The following is a 20,428-nucleotide window of genomic DNA, read 5'->3' on the forward strand; positions in this document are numbered from 1 at the left end:
GACGACCTTTTGCGGCCTGTCTCTGCTCGCTACGAGGCGTTTCCGCTACTGAGGCGATCAAAATAGACGGGTGACGCTCTCCAAGAAAACGTGCCGCTATTCGTAGACGTGGACGCTTCCGGTGGTGTTGTCCTCGATGTAGTCCCAGTCATACTCGACGCCCAGACCGGGGCCGTCAGGGACACTGACCGTTCCGTCGTCATCGACAGCGTCCATCAGGTCGGAGTAGCCGCCCTCGTACACCGGCGGCTGAGTGTTCTGGCAGTCCGGGTGGACAAGCGCCATTTCGTAGTAGTTGGAGTTGCGGCAGGCGGCGATGCAGTGGCGCTGGGCGGGACCAGGCGCGTGGAACTCCACGTCCAGTCCGAACGCCTCGGCCATGCGGGCCACCTTGATCGCGCCGGTGATGCCCGCGTCGTATTCGGGGTCGGCCCGGAGGAAGTCGGTCGCCTCGCTGGCGGCGAAGTCGGATTTGATTTCCAGTCCGCGGATGTGTTCGGTCTGGAGAATCGGCGTGTCGAGTTTCTGTGCCAGCTTCTTGTGGGCGTGTTGTGAGATGCCGCCGTCACGGAACGGGTCCTCGTACCAGAAGAAGTCCTGTTCATCGAGCGCCCGGCCCAGTTCCAGCGCGTCAGCAAATGTCTCCAGTTCGCAGGCCGGGTCGTGCATTAGGTCCATCTCGTCGCCGACTGCTTCGCCGACAGCGTGAACCGCTTCGACTTCGCGGTCAAGGCTCCGAGAGTCGTCGCCGCCGCCCCAGCCGTGAATCTTGAAGCCGCCGAAGCCCTCGTCGCGGCACTCCTCGGCGAAGTCGGCGAAGGCTTCGGGTGAGTCCAGCCCGCCCGCGTCGTCGCCGTGGTACGTCGACGCGTAGGTAGGAATACGCTCGCGGTAGGTCCCCAGCAGTTCGTGAATCGGCGCGTCGTAGTACTTGCCGGCGAAGTCCCACAGCGCGATGTCGATTGGGCCGATACCCATCCGGTCGTACTTCCGGAGCGCGCGCTTACATTCGGACCAGTGCTTTTCGCGTTTCAGCGGGTCCTTGCCGATGAGATACTGGGCGGTGATGTTGTACTGGGCGGCTGCCGGCGAGTTGCCGCCGACGTACTCGCCCGTAATTCCCTCATCAGTATGGATCTGGATGCCGAATAGTTTCCGCGTCGTTGTCTCGCCCGGCGCATAGACCAGATTGAAACCGTGCTTGTCGGTCCCCACGTCCTCGAGGGGGTACTCGAACTCTCGGCTTTCGATCTTCGTTATCGTTGGCGACATTTGTCTGATGTTCCGAGGTTGGGATATTAAAGCTATCCCGCGCCAAACGAACGACAGCACGCCGGGTGGCTGTTTGAACCTGTATCCGCTTCATCAAACGAAAGGCAGGGCGGAAACGGCGACGCCATCAGCCGTCGCCCAGCGCGTTGAGACGGCGAATCCCGGGCTCACCCAGCCGCACTGAACAGCCGATGTACAGCGGTTCGATGACTCGGGGGTAGTCGAACGACACCGCGTGCTCGTGAAGCACCTTCGGGTCGCCGGCTTCACCCTGCCACATATCGTGATGGGAGGGGAGCAACCGGGATAGCTGGAGCTGGTTCGCGGCTTCGATGACCTCGTTTTCGTCCATATACCACTTCGTTCTGACACCGCTGTCTGACTCAGGTTCGTAGATGGAACCGACGGTGCCAAACGCCAGCGCCCCCACGTCGATGTCGAACCGCTCGCCGACGTCGGAAAACGCCTCGGCAGGCCGGCTATCGCCGGCGTGGAAGAACGTCCCGGCGTCGTGCTCGATGACGTACCCCACCGGTTCGATGGCGTCGGGGTCGTTCGTCCCAGTAACGTGGACGGTGAAATCGCCGACAGCGAACTCGTCGCCGACGGCGATCTCGTTGCGCTGCTCGTCGGGCACCCGCATCTCACCGTCGTAGTCCGGGGACTCGTACGATGCCGACGGCGCATACAGATCCGCGCCGAGGTCCTCGACCAGCGGGCCGTACGACGGCGGATGCATATGATCGATGTGTTCGTGTGTGACGAGTGTGGCATCACACTGGGTCGCGTCCGCGGGGTCCATCGGCACCGGAATCATACGGATGAGGTTCGGCGGATCGCCAGTACCGAAGTAGGGGTCGATGTACAGCGTCGTCGACTGCGAGCGGAGTACGAACCCGTTACAGCCGAGATACCAGATCACGACGCCGTCGCCGGGGTCTGTCGCTTCTATCTCGTCGCGGACGAACCAGTTGTCCCACGTTGACTGAACCATGCGCCGAACTATGTCTGGCCGGGTCAAAAAATCTCGCACCGGATCAATCGAGCGTGACCGTCGACTCCGTCTTGGAGGCTTCGTAGACGGCCTTGATCGTGTTGATGTCGACGAGGCCGTGTTCCCCGTCGGCGTAGGGCTCAGTGCCGGTCAGCAGACAGTGGGCGAAGTACTCGAACTCCTCTTCCATCTGGTCGATCTGTTCGAAGTCGATGTCGACCGTCGTCCCCTCGTGAGACAGCTGGAGCGCGCGGTCGTCCCAGGGGTAGAAAGCCGGTTCGACGCGGACCTTGCCCTCAGTTCCGAGTACGGAGATGTGGCTGTCGAGATGTGCGTTCTGGCTGGCGGTACACACCGCGTACGCGTGGCCGGGGAAATCTAGCTGGAACGCCCCGTGTTCGTCGGGCACGTCGGCAAACTCCTCTTGCACCGATGCGACGGTTCCCCGGACGGCCACGGGGTCGGCATCCAGCAGGAATCGGCTCGTGTTCAGCGGATAGATGCCGATATCCATGACGGCACACCCACCGGACAGCTCCCCGTCCAGCCGCCACTGGTCGGGGTCGGGGACGAGTTCGAGAATGGGTTCGGTCATGTTGCCGTGGACGAACAGCGGCTCGCCGATGTACCCCTCGTCGATGAGGTCCTTCGCTCGCCGGACGGCTGGCTCGGTGTGCATCCGATAGGCTATCATCAGCGTCACGTCGTGTTCCTCACAGACCTCGACCATTCGCTCGGCGCGTTCGATGGTGGCCTCCATCGGCTTCTCACAGAGGATCGCCTTGTCCAGTTCTGCCGCCGTCTCGACGTACGGGAGGTGGAGCGCATTCGGGGTGACGATGTAAACGGCGTCGTACGCGTCGCTTGCGGCCCCATCGTGGAACCCCTCGTACGTAATCGCGTGTTCGACTGTCTCCGAATCAGCTGCCACGTCCGCCGCTTTCTCGCGGTCGCTGCTGACCAGCACAGTCGTTTCACAGAGCTCCGCCGCGTCGACGGCGGGCATCGCCTGTTCGGTGGTCCACCAGCCGACGCCGATCATCGCGAACCGAACTGGGTCGTCGGTCTCTGTCTGTTCTTGCCAGTCTCGACGGTCGAATCCTCCCGTGAGCGCGTTAACGTTCATGCCGCTGTCATCGACTGGCTGGATATTATCTTTTGTGTTGGGACGCCCGTGTCAGCCTGCACTGTTCCAGCGGAACGAATGATAGTTCACCAGTTGAGTAAGCTGGTCCCGACAGATGACATAGGTGTTTGGTACTGTGGAACGATATGATAGTCTCACCCGACGATATCTTACACCGACCGGGGCGACAATTCGAGTGGAAAATGCTGTCTCACGGTCCGTCTGTGGTCTGTCTTCGTCTCCGCTCTCCGGTTTTCCGTATCGAGAATAACGACAGTACAACCGTTACGGAAGGTGTTCCATCATTATGAACGGATGGCCGTGAGTGGAGTACCTCGGTTCGTTTGACAGAGGATCGATTCGGATCTCTGTCCCACCCGCTGTGTGCACACGTGGTATTTCTCGCCGCACTCAGACTGGCCCGGTTAGTGGTATTTCGCGGTAGTGACGCTTGGTCCGGATGCTGGGGCGCTAAAAACGAGAGTGGAACGTCTGTATGGGACAGACAGTGCCGATGCTGGGATCGGTCCACCATCGTCGGTCGGTGGGCTACGACCATGACTTTGCACGCTCTTGCGGTTGCCAAGAGCGACAAGAAGTATCGATTAGTACCATATAAAAACTATGTAGCAAAAATGCCACTTCGTAGTTAGCGGTGATGGCCGCCTCGATTAGCTGTTGCGGTACACCGTCTTGATGTAGCTGAAGAACTCCAGTCCGGCGTCACCCTGCTCGCGGTAGGTGTTCGTCGAGGAGCGCTTGAGGCCGCCGAAGGGAACGTGCAGCTCCAGCCCAGTCGTCTTCTCGTTGACTTTGACCACACCGGACTCGGAACGCTCGATGAACTCGTTTTCCTCCTCGATTTGGTCGGTCACGATGCTGGCCGAGAGCCCGTAGTCGATATCGTTGGCGACCTCGACACCTTCGTCGAAGTCGGAGACGGGAATCACGGCGAGCACCGGCCCGAATACCTCTTCCTGTGCGATTCGCATATCCGACTCGACGTCGGAGAAGACGGCCGGCGAGATGAAGTTCCCGGCGTCGTACTCGCCACCGGTGAGTTCCTCGCCGCCCGTTTCGAGAGTCGCCCCCTCCGACTGTGCGATGTCGATGTACTCCAGGCTTCCCGCGAGTTCGTCCTCACTGACGTGGGGGCCCATGCCGGCCCGGTCGAGGCCGTTTCCGATATCCAGGGACTCTGCATAGTCGACGATGGCGTCAAGGAACTCGTCGTACACGTCCTCGTGGACGATAGCCCGGGAGGTCGCCGTACAGGCCTGCCCCGTCCCGCCGAAGGCTCCGGCTCCAACGATGTCGGCCGCTTTGTCCACGTCGGCGCTCGGCATGACCACAGTCGGGTTCTTTCCGCCCATCTCCGCCTGAGCGCGCTTCCCGTTGCTCGTCGCCTGTTCGTAGACGTGTTCGCCGACCGAGGCACTGCCGGTGAACGACACTACGTCGACGTCGTCGTGGGTGGTCAGTCGCTCACCGACCTCGCTCCCGGGGCCACAGACCAGATTGATAGCGCCGTCCGGAATGCCAGCCTCGTCCAGCGCCTCAACGATCATCGCGCCGACGGTCGGTGCCTGCATCGCGGGCTTGATGACGACAGTATTGCCGACCGCAAGCGCCGGAGCAATCTTCCAGGCCGGGATCGCGATGGGGTAGTTCCACGGCGTGATGAGCGCCGCGACGCCCATCGGCTCTTTCTTCGTCTGCAGGCTGGCCCGTCCGCCACTTGGCTGTTTGACGGTCCCGCCGAAGTCGCGTGCCTTCTCCGCGTAGTAATAGAAGATATCAATCGCCCGCTGTACCTCGCCTTCGGCTTCGCCGAGCGGCTTCCCCTCTTCGCGGGTCAGTGTCTCCGCAAGCTCGTCTTTCCGGGATTTCAGGATTTCACCGGTCTCACGCAGGATCGCACCACGCTCCGGGCCGGGCATCTCGCCCCATTCGTCTGTTGCTGCTGCCGCGGCCGCGACCGCTTCGTCGGCGTCCGCCGCCGAGGCCACCGGAACCGTGCTGACGATGTCAGTCTCGTCTGCCGGGTTCGTGACGTCATGTGTCTCTCCGCTCCCGGTCCACTCACCGCCGATATAGTTCTCATACGTCTGCGTCATACGTTTGATTCATCTCATTCCCAATACTTACGCGTTTCCCATCCTTCGCCGTGCCGCGTCGTTCGACGGTATGGAACGACCGGTTGATGCCGGTGGGTCACGGCAATGCTCGAGAACACCGAAGTCGGTGCCATCGCCGCCTGTCCACCCAACCGGATTGTGACAACTGAATCACAGGGGAATCGCAATCGAAGATCACTAAAATAGCTACCGCTGTCAAACATCACGACAACACAATCTGTGTGTTGCCAGATCTGTCACAACGGGGGCGTGGCCGCGTTGCGATATCTGTGTTGCTGGAAATACTATGTCGGTCCGTACCGGTCTCTCTGATCTATTCTGTTGCCGTGTCGTTATGATTGCTCGTTGCTTCGCCCTCTTCTAGTATATAAATCCACTTCATAGTATAACATGTGTATGTATGTTATCGATCCGTTGCTGGTCGTTGCTGGATCGGCTGTCGCCGGTGCGCCGCTCACCCGCTATTTGATATAGCGATATTTAATTGATAGGGATAACCAGTACCGGCGAAAAAATACCAGTCAATGCGCTGTAGGGCGGCCCAATTCTCTCGAACCAGGTTAAATTTACCATGCTAACGGTTCCAATTTTACCCCTCGATTTCAGATTCTGGATACCAATTCAACAAGTATGTGGACAAATATCACATCAATCTTTCCAGGGGCCATTATTTAGTACTTAAGTTGATACTGGCGTCTGTACCGAAATTAAACCCGGGCTAACTCGTCGCTGTCCACTCTTTCGAGAAGTTCGTCAACAAGTGCACTCTTCCGGTGTGATACCAGCAGATGGCAGTAAATGTCCTCTTCACTGTCCGCACCACAGTTACATAGCGGGCATCCATATGCGTCGCTCTTTGCTCCCTCCGTCGCTCGTTTTGGGATGCTGGCTTGCATATGTAGCTGTAGTGCCTTGCCGAATATAGCGGTTTCTAGGACTGCTATGTTGCTTTCAATGTGTCTATAGAGACTTTCCACACGTCGGCATCGGACGCAACACTACCCGGCTACTTGTCTCGATCGGCGTCGCGACAGACCCACACAGTCGTGTTTCTATCCACGCCTCAAACGAGATTTTGGTCGGTCAGACCAGCTTACTGAAACCGGCGTGTTACGAGCAGTATCTATGACGAAACTGGCCGAATTCTGACTATATACTTCCGATATGGCTGTTGAATCTGGTTGTCTATGTCTGAAAGCGCTGATTGGACATGTTACTGCGCTTTCGCCGTTACTGAACGATACAACTACCGACGGCTGCCTGACGACTTGCTCACCTTTGCGGAGCTACCGTGCTGCGCTCGCTCCTGTAGCCGCTGTATTCGTTCGTCCATCGGTGGATGCGTCGATAAGAGGCGTGAAAGCTCACTGTCCGCTTCGTTGTGTACGTATAACTGCCGCAGGAGACCGGGGTCTGGTTTCGACGCCTGCTCGATCTTCGCGAGGGCACGAGCAAGTCCAAGGGGATTCTCCGTTATCTCGATCGCACGGTCGTCGGCTGCCAACTCGCGACGTCTGGAGTAGCCGAGTATCAGCAGCGTCACCGCGAATCCGAGACCGGCAACGACCTGTAGCGCGTATCGCTGTGCCCGCCCAAGCCAGGAGCGCGACCACGATGACGGGTCGCCGCGTAGCAGTGCGAGTGAACGGGCGATACCGCCGGTGAGTACCACGATGGGGAACACCACGAGGCCGACGAGCCCAATAAGCGTCTGTACGAGGCTGTACGCGACAGTCTGAACGAGCGCATCGCGAGTCTCCAGATGCGCGAGTTCGTGCGCCAGCAGCGCCTCAAACTCCGACACGGACAGCAGCCGGAACAGCTGCCTGTCGACGACGATCGCCCCAGCGCCGCCGCCGATGGCGAACGCGTTCGGAACTGGCAACTCCGCCAGTAGCAGCGTCGGCGTCTCGACGTCCATTTGAGCGACAAGCGTGTCGAGGCGGCGGTAGGCCTCTGGCACGCGCGCCCGAGAGAGTTCGACTGCATCGAGAGACCGCTTGAGCTGCGCCGTTGCAGCCCAGTAGTTCAGGACGCCAAGAGCAATCGCTGTCCCGATAATGACCAGCGTGGCCATCAGTGGCGATGGACGGCTGTCCCACACTGGCAGAAGCAGCATATACCCGACGTATGCCGCCGCGAGATAGACCAGCAGCGACAGCAGTCCGACGACGGCCATGAGTAGCCGTCGGGTCACAGACATGTATGCTGGTACGCCGCTGTGCGAAAAAGTCGCTTCGGTGGTGTCACCGCCGTTCCATCGTTTGACCCCTTCGATGCCTGTTCCGTGGTCGTCGGACTATTTGATATAGCGATATTAGATTTATCTTGACTACAGCAAACGGATCGATGATTTGCTATACCGGTCACAGAGTAGCGCTCTCGGCCTTGCGGCTGGTGATGGCTGTCGAGCGGTGTACGCTGTAGCCGACACGCCTTTTTCACCGCCACACAGACCACTCGGTATGCGAACTGCACGACTCCTGACCGAGGATGGACCGGTCACCGGCGAATACGTTGACGGTGTCATCAACGCCGACGACGGCCAGTACGTGGTTGGCCGCGATGGCCGACTGCTCCCGCCGTGTGAACCAACCGCGCTGTACTGCGTCGGCCGGAACTACGCCGCTACCAATGACCAGATGGATTACGACCGTCCTGAGGAGCCGGACTTCTTCATCAAGCCTCCGACAGCACTACTCGCCCACGAACAGGACATTCTCTACCCGCCGTTCACCGACGAGCTCACCTACGCCGGTGAGCTAGCTGCGGTCATCGGTGAGCGGTGTCACGACCTCGACCCGGCTGACGTTTCTGACGCCGTTACAGGCTACACGATACTGAACGACGTCGACGCGCTGGACCAGCAGGGCCGAACCGCACGCAAAGCCTTCGACGGCTCCGGCCCCCTGGGCCCGTGGATCGAGACTGACGTCGACCCCACCGGTATCGATATGTACACCGACATCAACGACGAGCGCCGACAGTCTGCCAATACCAGCGAGATGCTGTTCGGACCGCACGAGGTAGTCGCGTACCTCTCGGAGCGGTTCACGTTCCGCCCTGGCGATGTCATCGCCTTCGGCAGCCCAGCCAACCCAGGTACGGTCGCGCCCGGCGACACGATCGAGATAACCTACGAGGGTGTCGGGACGCTCCGCAACTCGGTTGTCGAGCCATAACGTATCAGGTCGCCGAAAACGTAGCGTAGCGGCTTTTTACGACATCTATACGGAGAATCGTGGGTTTGGCCAGCTATCGACGATAAACTACTATCTGCTATACGAAATCACTGTAGCCGGGTCCGAATCGTCTCCGCGGTTTGCTCGCCGATACCGTCGATAGCCGTCAGTTCCTCGTCGGAGGCCGCTCTGACGCTGTCCACGCTACCGAAGCGTCGGAGCAGCCGCTTCCGCGTCTCCGGGCCGATGCCGGGGACGTCGTCCAGCGTCGTCGAGACTTCGTCCCGTAGCGTCTGGTGGTACTGGACGGCAAAGCGGTGCGCTTCGTCACGCACTCGCTGGAGCAAGTGGAGCTGTGGGGCATCGTCGTCCCAGTCGTACACGCGGTCTGGCGTGATGACCAGTTCCTCGTCTTTCGCGAGCGCGATGGCCGGAACGTCCCAGCCAGTCTCTGCGAGGGCGTCGCGAGCCGCCCCGAGCTGGCCGTCGCCGCCGTCGATGAGCAGCAGGTCCGGGTCTGGGCGGTCGTCCCGGCCCTCGACGGCGCGCGCGGCCCGCCAGCGGAGGAGTTCGCGCATGTTCGCGTAGTCGTCGTTTTGCTCGGTGAGCTTCTTCCGCCGGTAGTCGCTCTTCTCTGGCGTCTCGTCGACAAACGTGACGTTCGAGCCGACAGCCGACCGACCCTGCGCGTGGCTCACGTCGAAGCCCTCGATACGGCTCGGACGGCTGATTCCCAGCGCATCGGCCAGCCGGCCGCTCTCGTCGTCGGTGCCACCGCGCTGGCGGGCGTTCTTCAGCGCGAGGTTGACCAGCGTCGCCTCTCGACCGGCCCCGGGCACCCCGAGTGTGACACCCTCGCTCTCAAGCCATGCTTCGATATCTGGGTCGGCGGGGTCCTCGGCACAGAGAATCCGGTCGGGTAGCTCCCGCTCGGCGTAGTACTGCGGGATGAACGCCCGATACACGCCGGCGGTGCCTTCGCCGTCCGGTGCTTCGAGCGTGTGCCGGTCCCGTTCGACGAGCTTGCCGCCCTCGGCGTGCAGTCGCGCGACGATAGCTCGCTCGCCTTCGATGGCGGCCCCGAGCACGTCCGTCGTCTGGTATCCTCCGGAGTCACTGACCGCGGTGTCGCCCTCGCCGTGGAGCGCTTCGACGGCCCCGAGCTTGTCACGGAGGTTTGCGGCGCGTTCGAACTCCTGGTTCTGTGCGGCGGCTTCCATCTCGCGGCGCAACGGGTCCGCGAGGACGCCGGTCTCGCCCTCGAAGTACCGCGTGACCGATTCCACGTCCTCGGCGTACTCGGCTTCGCCGATTTCGCCGGTACAGGGCGCGGTACAGATGCCCATTTCGTAGTCGAGACAGGGCCGGTCCCGGTTGCTGTACTTGTGGTCGGAACACCCCCGCAGGCCGTACGCCTCCCGCAGGGCCTTCACCACTGTTTCCACCCGTCCTTTGTCGGTGAACGGTCCGTAGACGGTCGCGCCGTCCTCCGGGTCGCGTGTCACCTCGATTCGGGGGACGGCATGGTCGGTCAACTGGACCAGTGGGTAGGACTTGTCGTCTTTCAACCGGACGTTGTACGGCGGTCGGTGGCGCTTGATGAGGTTCGCTTCGAGCAGCAGCGCCTGTGTTTCGGTATCGGTGACGGCGAAGTCGATCGTCTCGGCTCGCTCGACCATCTTGGCGATGCGCTCGCTCCGCGGGTCGGCGTAGGAGCGCACGCGGTCGCGCAGGTCGACGGCCTTCCCGACGTAGAGGACCCGGCGCGTGTCGTCCCGGCCCTGTTCGAACAGGTACACGCCGGGCTCCCGTGGCAACGACCCCGCGCGCTCTCGAACCTCGTCGGCGTCCATTACTCTGGGGTTAGCGCTCGGCGGGGTTGAACGTCACGGGAGCGGGTCGTCGGGCGGCGGCTGTGCCGTCCCTTCGGCATCGGACGGGGGAGTCTCCGGAACGATGGCGGCTTGGATCCGCTCGACGACGCTCTCGTCGTCTGGTGCGGTCAGTTCAATGTCGTCGTCACCGGCGACGCGCACGACGAGCAGTCGGTCGCGGCTCCAGAGATAGACTCCCAGGACGACAGCGGCAAAGGCCAGCGCGAGGCCGCCGAACAGCCGCATCAGGTCATCTAGCTGCGCCATCAGCGTCAGCATCGTCTGGAGCATTCCCAGCATCCCGCCAATGCCGACGGCGCTGGCGGCACCACCACTATCCAGCGAGACGTTACTGACGAGGCTGTCGAGGCTCACGGTCATCCCGGCTGCTACCAGTACGACGCCGACGACCAGTGCCTTCACGCCGAGTTCGAGGAACGACCAGTCGCCACTCGTGGTGACGTCGACGCCCTCGACGTTGGGGCGGTCGACCTGTCGGTAATTCGACCCCTCGCGGTCCGGCGTGAACACGAGCACGCGGTGGCTCGTCACGACGACGCCACCACGGTCCAGCCGAACGTCTGCTTCGATCACCTCACCGTCGTACAGGAGGCTTTCGGCCCGTGCGACCCAATCCATACACCCCGTTTACCCCGGAGACGTGTATATTCTCCCCCCGTAACCGCTAACTGTGCGCCCTCGAACATGACAGTATGACCGCCGATCCCCGCTGCCCTCACTGCTCGGAGAAAGTCAGTGCGACCGCGACGTGGTGTATGCACTGTGGCCGGGACTTCGATAGCCCGGTCGACGCTGGAACCGGGACAACGGTCCTCGACGCTGGCGGCAGTCAAACCACGTCGGACCTCGAAGCGGCCCTCAACGCCGGTGACCTCGACGGCATCCAGAACGCGCTCGCACAGAGCGACAACGGGCCGACAATCGTCGGTGTCGTATTCGCCGGTATCGCACTGTTCACGCTCCCACTCGTTTCGCCTCCGGGTGCCGCGCTGTATCTCCTTGTCGTCGCCGGCGTCGGGGCAATTGCTGCGACACAGTCGACGTTCGACGCGGCGCTCAGAACCGGCGGGAAGGCACTCGCGCTCGCGCCCTTCCTGCTGGTGTTTATCGACGTGTTCCTCGGATATCTGTTCAGCGGCATGGTAGCGACCAGTGCGACAGTTCTGGTCGGGCCGGCGATTTACGCCGGGCTGGTCATGTACGGTATCCGCTGGTATCGCCGTCGCTGAGCGGGTTGCGCTGGCTCAGTTGCGAGCCATCGTGCATCTCGACCAGCGTGTCGGCGACCTGCTCGACCGCTCTCTCGGCGACGGCCGCTCGCTGGATGTCTGTGAGCGGGGTGTGGCGGCCCATGGTCGAATGTGGTTGTTCAACTGATAAATACTTCGTGGCGGGTATAACTGCCATTTGTGTTTCTTCCCTGTGAGCGTACGCGTGCTTCAGGGCGTGCGCCGGTTCGCTCCGCCCGGTATCAAAACTACCATGCCCCCCGGATTCGAGAGTGTACCTACTACAGGTGGTTCTGTGACCGAAAAACGCGAATACAAAGACGACTACCAGGACAAGACGCTGTATCTTCCGGGGCCGACAGAGGTACGCGAGGACGTTATCGAGGCGATGGCCGAGCCGATGTTCGGCCATCGGATGGACCGGATGACCGACCTCTACACCACCATCGTCGAGGACACGAAGGAGTTCCTCGGGACCGACAACGACGTCATCGTGCTCACGGCGTCGGGCACGGAGTTCTGGGAGTCGACGACGCTCAATCTGGTCGAGGACAGCATGCTCGTGCCGACCTCCGGCGCGTTCAGCGAGCGCCAGGCCAACGTCGCTGAGCGCCTCGGCAAGGACGTCGACCGCATCGAGTACGACTGGGGGCAGGCGGTCAAACCCGACGATATCCGCGACGCGCTCGAAGCTGGCGACTACGACGCTGTCGGGGCCGTGATGAACGAGACCTCGACCGGCGTCCGAAACCCGATCGAGGAAATCGGCGACGTAATCGCGGAGTACCCGGATACCTACTTCATCGTCGACGCTATCTCCTGTCTCGGCGGCGACCAGATCGACATCGAAGCTCACGGCATCGACGCCATCTTCACGTCCACACAGAAGGCGTTCGCCATGCCACCCGGGCTGGCTGTCTGTGCCGTCAGCGACGCGGCCTACGAGCGGGAACTGGAGAAGGACTCTGCGTCGTGGTACGGGGGCTTCCAGCGCTGTCTGGACTACTACGACCGGAAGGGCCAGACCCACTCCACGCCGGCGATCCCGCTCATGCTCGCCTACCGCAAGCAGATGAAACACATGCTCGATGAGACCCACGACGCCCGCGACCAGCGCCATCAGGAGATGGCCGAGTACACGCGCGAGTGGGCCCGCGAACACTTCGACCTGTATCCCGAGGAAGGCTACGAGTCCCAGACGGTCACCTGCATCGAGAACACGCAGGATATCAACGTCGCCGAGACGGTCGAGGCCGTCTCCGAGGAGTACGACATGGTGTTCTCCAGCGGCTACGGCGACATCAGCGAGGAGAGTTTCCGCATCGGGCACATGGGCGAGCACACCGTCGAGAGTATCAAGGAGCTAACCGACGCAATCGAAGACATCGCCGACCTGTAAACAGAGCGATAATCGACGGAGGCCGGGGCTACAGGTAGATTTGGGGCAGTTCGATTCTACGATGTGGCATTTTCACAGTTTGATAATGCTGGGAAGACTATATTACTGATTGCTACTTTGATGTAAACAGACAAACCGTATGAGTAAAAGTAACAGGCGGAGTAGGGACGGCGACACCCCAACATCGATGAACGTGACCAGAAAACAGTTCGACTGGAGCGAGACGCGGCCCAGCGCGGCAGTGACTGAGTACATCTCTGCCATGACCGGCCGGGAACAGACTGACTTCGCACCGCTGTACGAGACTATCGACCCCGAAGCGCTCGATTCACTCCTCGACTCTCCGAAGCGCTCGACACCTGTTAGCATCTCGTTTGAATACGCCGATCACTCGGTCACCGTCCGAAGCGATGGGGAACTCGTCATCGAGGCCCCCAGTTCCAGTATCGGCCGATAGCTGGCAGTTTCTGCACTCTTTCTCTCCCCTTGTCACGGGCGGCAGCGACGTGGGTAACACTCACTCCCAGCTTCCGCCCGTTGCTCCCCTGACCTGAGGGCCGGAGCAGAGCCGTTTTTGTATCCGAGGCGCAACACTCCGTCAGCATGACCACTGCCGAGGACGCCGTCGAGAACCCCTATCTCTCCGATCCGCGGACTGAGTTCGAGCCCGTCGAGACCATCGACGCCGAGACCGCCCGCGACCAGGCGGACCAGTTGCGCGAGGCCATTCGCGACCACGACTACCGGTACTACGTCGAGAACGACCCGGCCATCGGCGATCGGGCCTACGATGCGCTGTTTACCCGGCTCCAGCGACTCGAATCGGCGTTCGATCTCGACACTGATGGCAGTCCGACTCAGCGCGTCGGTGGCGAGCCACTGGACGAACTCCCCGATGTCGAACACGTCGCCCGGATGGGCTCTATTGATCAGGGCGGTGAGGAAGTGGATGTACGGGAGTTCGACGAGCGGGTCCGGGGCCGGCTCGACACCGACGACGTGCAGTACTTCTGCGAGCCGAAGTTCGACGGCCTCTCCGTCGAAATCGTCTACGAGGACGGCGTCTACCAGCGGGCCGCGACGCGTGGTGACGGCGAGGTCGGCGAGGACGTGACCGAGAACGTCCGGACCATCTCCAGCGTCCCCCAGCGGCTCCGCGGTGAGTACCCCGAGTATCTGGCCGTCCGGGGCGAGGTGTACATCCCGCGGGACGCTTTCACGGCGTTCAACCGCGAGCGCGTCGAGCGCGGCGAGGACCCCTTCGCGAACCCCCGCAACGCCGCCGCCGGGACGCTCCGCCAGCTCGACCCGTCGGTGACCGCCGAGCGCCCGCTGTCAATATTCTTCTTCGGCGTCCTCGACGCCTCGGTCGACTTCGAGAGCCACAGCGAGATGCACGAACGGTTTCCCGAGTGGGGCCTCCGGGTGTGCCAGCGGACCGCCGTCGTCGAGGACATCGACGCCGCCATCGACTACCGGAACGACCAGCAGCAGGCCCGCGACGACCTCGATTACGAAATCGACGGTGTCGTCATCAAGGTCGACGACATGGATGCCTGCGACGCACTCGGGTCGACCTCCCGCGCCCCGCGCTGGGCGTTCGCCTACAAGTTCCCGGCCCGGAAAGAGGAAACCACAGTGCGGGACATCGTGGTGCAGGTCGGCCGGACCGGGCGGCTCACCCCCGTCGCGCTCATGGACCCCGTCGAGGTCGGTGGCGTCACCGTCTCGCGTGCCTCACTACACAACCCGTCGCTCATCGCCGACCTCGGCGTCGACGTGGGCGACCGCGTCCGCATCAAGCGAGCCGGCGACGTCATCCCGGATGTCGTCGAAGTACTCGACGACGACGGCGACGGTCACTTCGAGTTCCCGGCAACCTGCCCGGCGTGTGACAGTCCCGTCGAGCGCGATGGCCCAATGGCGTTCTGCACCGGCGGGCTGACCTGCCCCGCCCAGCGCGAGCGCAGCGTCGAGCACTACGCCAGCCGCGACGCGCTGGATATCGAGGGCGTCGGCGAGAAGGCCGTCCAGCAGCTGCTGGACGCCGGCCTCGTCTCGGACCCCGCGGACCTGTACGAACTTACCGTCGAGGATCTCACCGATCTGGAGGGCTGGGGCGAGACCAGTGCCCGGAACCTCGTCGAGGGGATGGACGCCGCCCGTGAACCACCGCTCGCGGACTTCCTCGTCGCGCTGGGCATCCCCGAAGTCGGGACTGTCACGGCGCGAAACCTCGCTCAGGAGTTCGGTACGTTCGAGGCGATACTCGACGCTGCTGACGAGGGCGATACCGACGCGTTCGAGACCGTCCCCGACGTGGGTGAGGCAGTCGCCCGCTCCATCGTGGAGTTCTTCGAGGGCGAGGGCAACCGTGCCGTCATCGACCGCCTGCTCGACTACGTCGATCCGCAGGCCGCCGAGGAAACGGGTGGCGACGCTCTGGAGGGACAAACATTCGTCTTCACCGGCTCACTCGACGGCTACACCCGCAGCGACGCGCAGGAACTGGTCGAGCGCAACGGCGGGTCGGCGACCAGCAGCGTCTCCGGCAACACGGACTATCTGGTGCTCGGTGACAACCCCGGTCAGCGAAAACAGGACGACGCGGCCGAACACGACGTGACGACGCTTACCGAAGCAGAGTTCGAAGAACTGCTGGACGTCGCTGGTGTGCTGTGAGCGGGGGGTCAAACGGTCCCGAGTGAGCCGCAATCGGCTATCGCGATACGTTCGGACGCACGCTCGAACCGACCAATCACGCTATCACCCGTCTCGCGTCTGTGTCCGTTGTTGACCCTATCTATTTTGTTCGCGTATTTCTATTATACTTGAAAGACTATGGACTTCGCCGGTGAGACAGTCCGCGTTCTTCACGTCGACGACAACTCGGACCTCGTGGACGTGACGGCGACAGTGCTCGAACACGAGGACGACCGATTGTGTGTCGAGACCGCGACGAATGTCGATGCGGCGATGGAGCGACTCTCCGTGGAGCGCTTCGACTGTATCGTCTCGGACTACGACATGCCGGACCAGAACGGAATCGAGTTCCTCGAAACCGTTCGTGAGGGCCACGGTGACCTCCCATTCATCCTCTACACCGGGAAAGGGTCCGAGGAAATCGCGAGCGACGCGATATCTGCTGGCGTGACCGATTACCTCCAGAAGGGCTCGGGCACCGAGCAGTACAAACTGCTCGCGAACCGGATCTGCAACGCCGTCGGCGCAAGCAGGTCCCGCCGAGAGCTCGACGAGCGAACCCGGCGATTGGAGTCGCTCATCAGCAGCCTTCCGGGGATGGTCTATCGCCGTCCCAACGCATCGGGCTGGCCGATGGAAACCGTCGAGGGCGAGATCGAATCTCTCACCGGCTACACGGCTGCAGACTTCGAGACTGGGGAGGTAGTCTGGGGCGACGACGTACTCCATCCGGAGGACTGCGACCGGATCTGGGAGACGGTCCAGGACGCGCTCGCGGCCCAGGGTGAGTTCGAGGTGACCTATCGGATTATCACTGCCGACGGCATCGAGAAGTGGATGTGGGAACACGGACACCGAGTTCCGGTGGCAGCGGACGAACCGGACGCACTGGAAGGGTTCGTCATGGACATCACCGACCTCCGGGAGCGAGAGCGCAAACTGGAGCGATACAAGCGGATGGTAAACACGATGCCGGAATCGGCCTGCATCTACGACACGGCGGGGCGGTTCGAACTCGTCAATCAGTATCTCGCCTCGTTCTACGGAACGACGAGAGAGGAACTGGAAGGGGAACCAAGCAGTCTTCTGCCGAAGATCCGGAGCGAGTACGAGGGAGATCCGTACCAGGACCTAATCGACGGTGAACGCGACGAACTCCGTGGGGAGGTGAGCGGCGAGTTCCCCGGCCACGGGTATGAGGTGCTAGAGTACCGGCTCACGCCGCTTGTGATCGACGGGACGGTCGAGGGCGTGGTCAGTGTCACCCGCGAAGTGACCGAGCAACGGGAACACGAGACGGAAATCGCCAGGCAGCGGTCGATTCTCAAAGCACAGCAAGAGGCGGTGATCGACGGGATACTCGTCGTCGACGAGGACGATACTATCGTCTCTTACAACGAACGGTTCGTCGATATGTGGGACATCCCGCGGGACATTGTCGAACGTGGCGACGAGGAAGTCGCTCTGGAGTGGGCAATGGAGCAAGTCGCCGAACCCGAGGCGTTTCGCGTAGATGTTGAGGCACTGTATGAACGCCCCGAGATGACCGCCAGAGACGAACTCGAACTCGCCGATGGTCGCGTGTTCGACCGCTATACCGCACCCGTCGTCGCCGAGGACGGGACGCGGTTCGGCCGGCTGTGGACCTTTCGAGACATCACGGACCTGACGGAACAAAAACGGGAGTTGGCCCAGCAAAACGAGCGCCTCGAAGAGTTTGTCAGCGTCGTCTCTCACGATCTTCAAAACCCGCTACAGGTGGCTCGCAGCCGACTGATGCTCGCTCGCGAGGAGTGTGACAGCGAGCACCTAGACTCGATGGATAACGCGCTCCAGCGGATGAACGACATCGCCGACGACGTCCTCAGGCTGGCCCGCGAGGGAGTTGATATCGGGATGACAGAGCCCGTCGATCTCCGGGAGACGAGCGACGCCGCCTGGACGATCGTCGCGGACGGCGACGAAGCCGCCGAGCTACGGTATGTGGCCGACGAGAACCGGGAGTGGATCGCCGAGGCCGACAGCGACCGACTGTCGGGCCTGTTCGAGAACCTCTTCGGGAATGCGATCGAACACGGCGGCCCGGGGGTAACCGTTTCGGTCGGGCTCCTTGACGACGGAACGGGGTTCTACGTGTCCGACGATGGCCCGGGTATCCCCGCCGACAAACGCGAGAAGGTATTCGAGGCGGGCTACTCAACCGCCGAGGACGGGACCGGCTTCGGGCTCCGGATCGCCAGACAGATCGCCGAGGTCCACGGCTGGGAGATCCACGTCACCGACAGCGAGGGCGGCGGTGCTCGGTTCGAAATCACCGGTGTCGAGTTTCCCGAGTGATGAATCCGTTGTGGTGCTACGACACTCCTGTCGGAGCCGTTGTGAACCAACACGCATCTGGTTGCCGTCGGGAGGCAATCGGTTTGGTACCGTTCCGACTGTTGCTATCGCCGTTCGTTGTGGCTGCAAAGTTGCCAGCACGAGATCGCCGTCAGCGACGACCGTTACAGGTCCTTGTTCTCGAAGACGTAGTAGCCGGCGACCAGCGGGACGACCAGCCACAGGAGGAGGTAGGCGATAACTGCGACAGTGCTGTACTGGGGCGGCAGCGCTGCGTTGGTACATTCGGCACCGGCCTGTGTCACTTCGAGCGTCCCGCCCAGCATTTCCTCACACGTCACCTGCGGACTCGATGTCAGGAGGAGTCGAGAGCGGATCGGCGACCCCTGCAGGATCTCCTGAACGAGCGTGCGGTACGATGCAATGGGACTCAGCAGCGAGACGAACAGCTCGACGTGAAGCTGGGTCACTTGGCCGATGTTCGCGTGGTCCGATAGCAGATTTCCGAGGCCTGCCCCGAGGTTCGACCAGAACACCTGCAGATAGACGTAAATCCCGAGCGACGCTGCCATCGCCCGGCGTGCGGTTTTCAGCGCCGCGGAGAGGCCGATCGCGAACGCCGTGAACACGACGCCGTACGCCATCGTGGCGAGCGCGAACAGCAGGAACGACTCCCACGCGATCTCGATCTCCGACGGGAGCAACACTAACAGGGTCGTCAGGAGTCCGACTGTCACCGGGATGAGCGTGATCGCGCTCCGGCCGACGAACTTGCCGGCGAGCAGTTCACCGCGTGTGTACGGGAGCGACAGCAGTATCTTCAGGGAGCCTCGCTCGCTCTCGCGGGCAATCGCGGCATAGCCGATGACGATTGCCACAGCGGGGAGCAGCGGTGCCGCAATCGGCAGTGCAAAGCGGACGTACGCGTCCGTCGTCAGCGACGCCCCGGCTTCGGCGAACTGCTGGCCGATGTTGAAATACAGGCCCAGCACCGCCGGCAGTGCGAAGAGGACGATGAAAATGAACGAGAGTACCCAGATCCACGGGGAGCGGACCGTGTCACGGAACTCCTTTTTCGAGATCGGGTACCAGTCGGCGAACTCGGAGTTCTTGATGCTCGTGTCGATGTCTCCAAGAAGGCGCTTGACCGGGTTCTGTTCGGCGCTCATGCGTCGACCTCCGCCTGCTCTTGCTCTTGTTGCTCGGTGTAGGCGGCGAACACTTCGTCAAGCGAGGTTTCCTCGGTCTCGAAGTTGGCGACCTCGCTCCCGCTTTCCTCGACAGCGTTGAGCACGGCCATCTTCGCGTCGCTATCACAGCCGACAGTGAGCGTCGTTCCGTCCGCGGTCACCGTCGACACCTCGTCGAGCCCCTCGATAGCCGCGACCGCGGCGTCGGTGCCGTCGCCGTCGGCAAGCGTCACGCGGAGGACGGTGTCTCCAGCGGCGGCCTCGCGCAGCCCGGCGACGCTATCTTTCGCGATGAGGCGACCGTCTTGGAGGATACCGACCGTGTCACAGACGGCCTCGACCTGGCCGAGGATGTGACTGGAGAAGAAGACGGTCGCGCCGCGCTCGTTCTCCTCGCGGATGATTTCGCGCATCAGCCGGGCTCCGTTCGGGTCGAGCCCGGTCGTCGGCTCGTCGAGGATGAGGAGGTCGGGCTCACCGACGAGCGCCATCGCCAGCACGAGACGCTGTTGCATCCCCTTGGAGTAGCCGCCGGCCTTGCGGTCGATGGCGTCGGCGATGCCGACTCGTTCAGCCAGTTCGTCGGCGTCCTCGTCGGCGTCTTTCGATTCGATGACAAATGAGAGGTGCTGGCGACCGGTGAGCCGGTCGTACACGTCGTAGCCTTCGGGGAGGACTCCAGTGCGGGCACGGATTCGCTTCGGTTCTTCGTGGATGTCGTGGCCGAGCACCGTCGCCGACCCGTCGGTCGCGCGGACGAAATCAAGGAGGATGTTGATCGTTGTCGACTTCCCGGCCCCGTTCGGGCCGAGGAAGCCGAAGATTTCGCCCTCCTCGACGGTGAGGTCGACCCCTTGCAGCGCGGTGAGGCTCCCGAACTGCTTGGTGACGCCATCCAGTTCTATCGCTGCCATACGGCGGGTTTGTGACGGCCGCTTGTATAGTCTTTCGTGTTTCAGTTAT

The 20,428-nt window shown here is 62.1% G+C and carries 16 protein-coding genes; 6 read left to right on the forward strand and 10 right to left on the reverse strand.

Going from position 1 to position 20,428, the window contains the following annotated elements:
- Positions 1 to 96: 96 nt before the first annotated feature.
- From IEY38_RS09970 to IEY38_RS09990, 5 genes are all read right to left on the reverse strand, one after another.
- Positions 97 to 1,272 (reverse strand): mandelate racemase family protein, encoded by a 1,176-nt coding sequence (locus IEY38_RS09970; protein ID WP_188977467.1) that lies wholly within the window; start codon positions 1,270 to 1,272, stop codon positions 97 to 99.
- Positions 1,273 to 1,399: 127 nt separating this feature from the next.
- Positions 1,400 to 2,266: an MBL fold metallo-hydrolase gene (locus tag IEY38_RS09975; protein WP_188977469.1), complete on the reverse strand. Its 867-nt coding sequence runs from the start codon at positions 2,264 to 2,266 to the stop codon at positions 1,400 to 1,402.
- A gap of 43 nt (positions 2,267 to 2,309) precedes the next feature.
- Entirely contained in the window at positions 2,310 to 3,392 is a 1,083-nt protein-coding gene (gfo6, locus tag IEY38_RS09980) for a D-xylose 1-dehydrogenase Gfo6 (protein WP_188977471.1), read from the reverse strand.
- Positions 3,393 to 4,063: 671 nt separating this feature from the next.
- On the reverse strand, positions 4,064 to 5,509 hold the full coding sequence (gene xacF, locus IEY38_RS09985) for a 2,5-dioxovalerate dehydrogenase (RefSeq protein WP_188977473.1): 1,446 nt from the start codon (positions 5,507 to 5,509) through the stop codon (positions 4,064 to 4,066).
- A gap of 1,267 nt (positions 5,510 to 6,776) precedes the next feature.
- A complete protein-coding gene (locus tag IEY38_RS09990; RefSeq protein ID WP_229775268.1) occupies positions 6,777 to 7,733 on the reverse strand; it encodes a M48 family metallopeptidase in 957 nt (318 codons plus the stop codon).
- A gap of 262 nt (positions 7,734 to 7,995) precedes the next feature.
- On the opposite strand from IEY38_RS09990, the gene IEY38_RS09995 reads away from it, so the two are divergent.
- Positions 7,996 to 8,712: a fumarylacetoacetate hydrolase family protein gene (locus IEY38_RS09995; protein ID WP_188977475.1), complete on the forward strand. Its 717-nt coding sequence runs from the start codon at positions 7,996 to 7,998 to the stop codon at positions 8,710 to 8,712.
- Positions 8,713 to 8,819: 107 nt separating this feature from the next.
- Here the strand turns inward: IEY38_RS09995 and IEY38_RS10000 are convergent, their stop codons facing one another.
- Together IEY38_RS10000 and IEY38_RS10005 are read right to left on the reverse strand one after the other, a co-directional pair.
- Positions 8,820 to 10,565 (reverse strand): excinuclease ABC subunit C, encoded by a 1,746-nt coding sequence (locus IEY38_RS10000; RefSeq protein WP_188977477.1) that lies wholly within the window; start codon positions 10,563 to 10,565, stop codon positions 8,820 to 8,822.
- Between the two features lie 33 nt (positions 10,566 to 10,598).
- A complete protein-coding gene (locus IEY38_RS10005; RefSeq protein ID WP_188977479.1) occupies positions 10,599 to 11,225 on the reverse strand; it encodes a hypothetical protein in 627 nt (208 codons plus the stop codon).
- Positions 11,226 to 11,362: 137 nt separating this feature from the next.
- On the opposite strand from IEY38_RS10005, the gene IEY38_RS10010 reads away from it, so the two are divergent.
- The gene (locus tag IEY38_RS10010; RefSeq protein ID WP_188978214.1) at positions 11,363 to 11,836 is read left to right on the forward strand and encodes a hypothetical protein; all 474 of its coding nucleotides are present in this window, start codon (positions 11,363 to 11,365) and stop codon (positions 11,834 to 11,836) included.
- On the opposite strand, the gene IEY38_RS10015 is transcribed toward IEY38_RS10010, so the two are convergent.
- Complete coding sequence (locus tag IEY38_RS10015; RefSeq protein ID WP_188977480.1) at positions 11,802 to 11,960, reverse strand: hypothetical protein; 159 nt, start codon at positions 11,958 to 11,960, stop codon at positions 11,802 to 11,804. The genes IEY38_RS10010 and IEY38_RS10015 overlap by 35 nt on opposite strands.
- Positions 11,961 to 12,131: 171 nt before the next feature.
- On the opposite strand from IEY38_RS10015, the gene IEY38_RS10020 reads away from it, so the two are divergent.
- From IEY38_RS10020 to IEY38_RS10035, 4 genes are all read left to right on the forward strand, one after another.
- On the forward strand, positions 12,132 to 13,235 hold the full coding sequence (locus IEY38_RS10020; protein WP_188977482.1) for a pyridoxal-phosphate-dependent aminotransferase family protein: 1,104 nt from the start codon (positions 12,132 to 12,134) through the stop codon (positions 13,233 to 13,235).
- Between the two features lie 187 nt (positions 13,236 to 13,422).
- Complete coding sequence (locus tag IEY38_RS10025) at positions 13,423 to 13,692, forward strand: HalOD1 output domain-containing protein (RefSeq protein ID WP_188978216.1); 270 nt, start codon at positions 13,423 to 13,425, stop codon at positions 13,690 to 13,692.
- A 146-nt stretch (positions 13,693 to 13,838) separates the two neighbouring features.
- On the forward strand, positions 13,839 to 15,917 hold the full coding sequence (gene ligA / locus IEY38_RS10030; RefSeq protein WP_188977484.1) for an NAD-dependent DNA ligase LigA: 2,079 nt from the start codon (positions 13,839 to 13,841) through the stop codon (positions 15,915 to 15,917).
- Positions 15,918 to 16,076: 159 nt separating this feature from the next.
- Positions 16,077 to 18,275, forward strand: a complete 2,199-nt coding sequence (locus tag IEY38_RS10035; RefSeq protein ID WP_188977486.1) for a hybrid sensor histidine kinase/response regulator — start codon at positions 16,077 to 16,079, stop codon at positions 18,273 to 18,275.
- A gap of 164 nt (positions 18,276 to 18,439) precedes the next feature.
- On the opposite strand, the gene IEY38_RS10040 is transcribed toward IEY38_RS10035, so the two are convergent.
- Together IEY38_RS10040 and IEY38_RS10045 are read right to left on the reverse strand one after the other, a co-directional pair.
- Positions 18,440 to 19,444 carry an ABC transporter permease gene (locus IEY38_RS10040; protein WP_188977488.1) on the reverse strand — a complete coding sequence of 335 codons (1,005 nt, stop codon included), beginning with the start codon at positions 19,442 to 19,444 and terminating at the stop codon, positions 18,440 to 18,442.
- The gene (locus tag IEY38_RS10045; protein ID WP_188977490.1) at positions 19,441 to 20,379 is read right to left on the reverse strand and encodes an ABC transporter ATP-binding protein; all 939 of its coding nucleotides are present in this window, start codon (positions 20,377 to 20,379) and stop codon (positions 19,441 to 19,443) included. The genes IEY38_RS10040 and IEY38_RS10045 overlap by 4 nt, the downstream gene beginning before the upstream one ends.
- Between the last annotated feature and the right edge of the window lie 49 nt (positions 20,380 to 20,428).

Origin of the sequence: Haloarcula sebkhae (genome assembly GCF_014647415.1) — an archaeon.
Classification (GTDB): Archaea; Halobacteriota; Halobacteria; order Halobacteriales; family Haloarculaceae; genus Haloarcula; species Haloarcula sebkhae.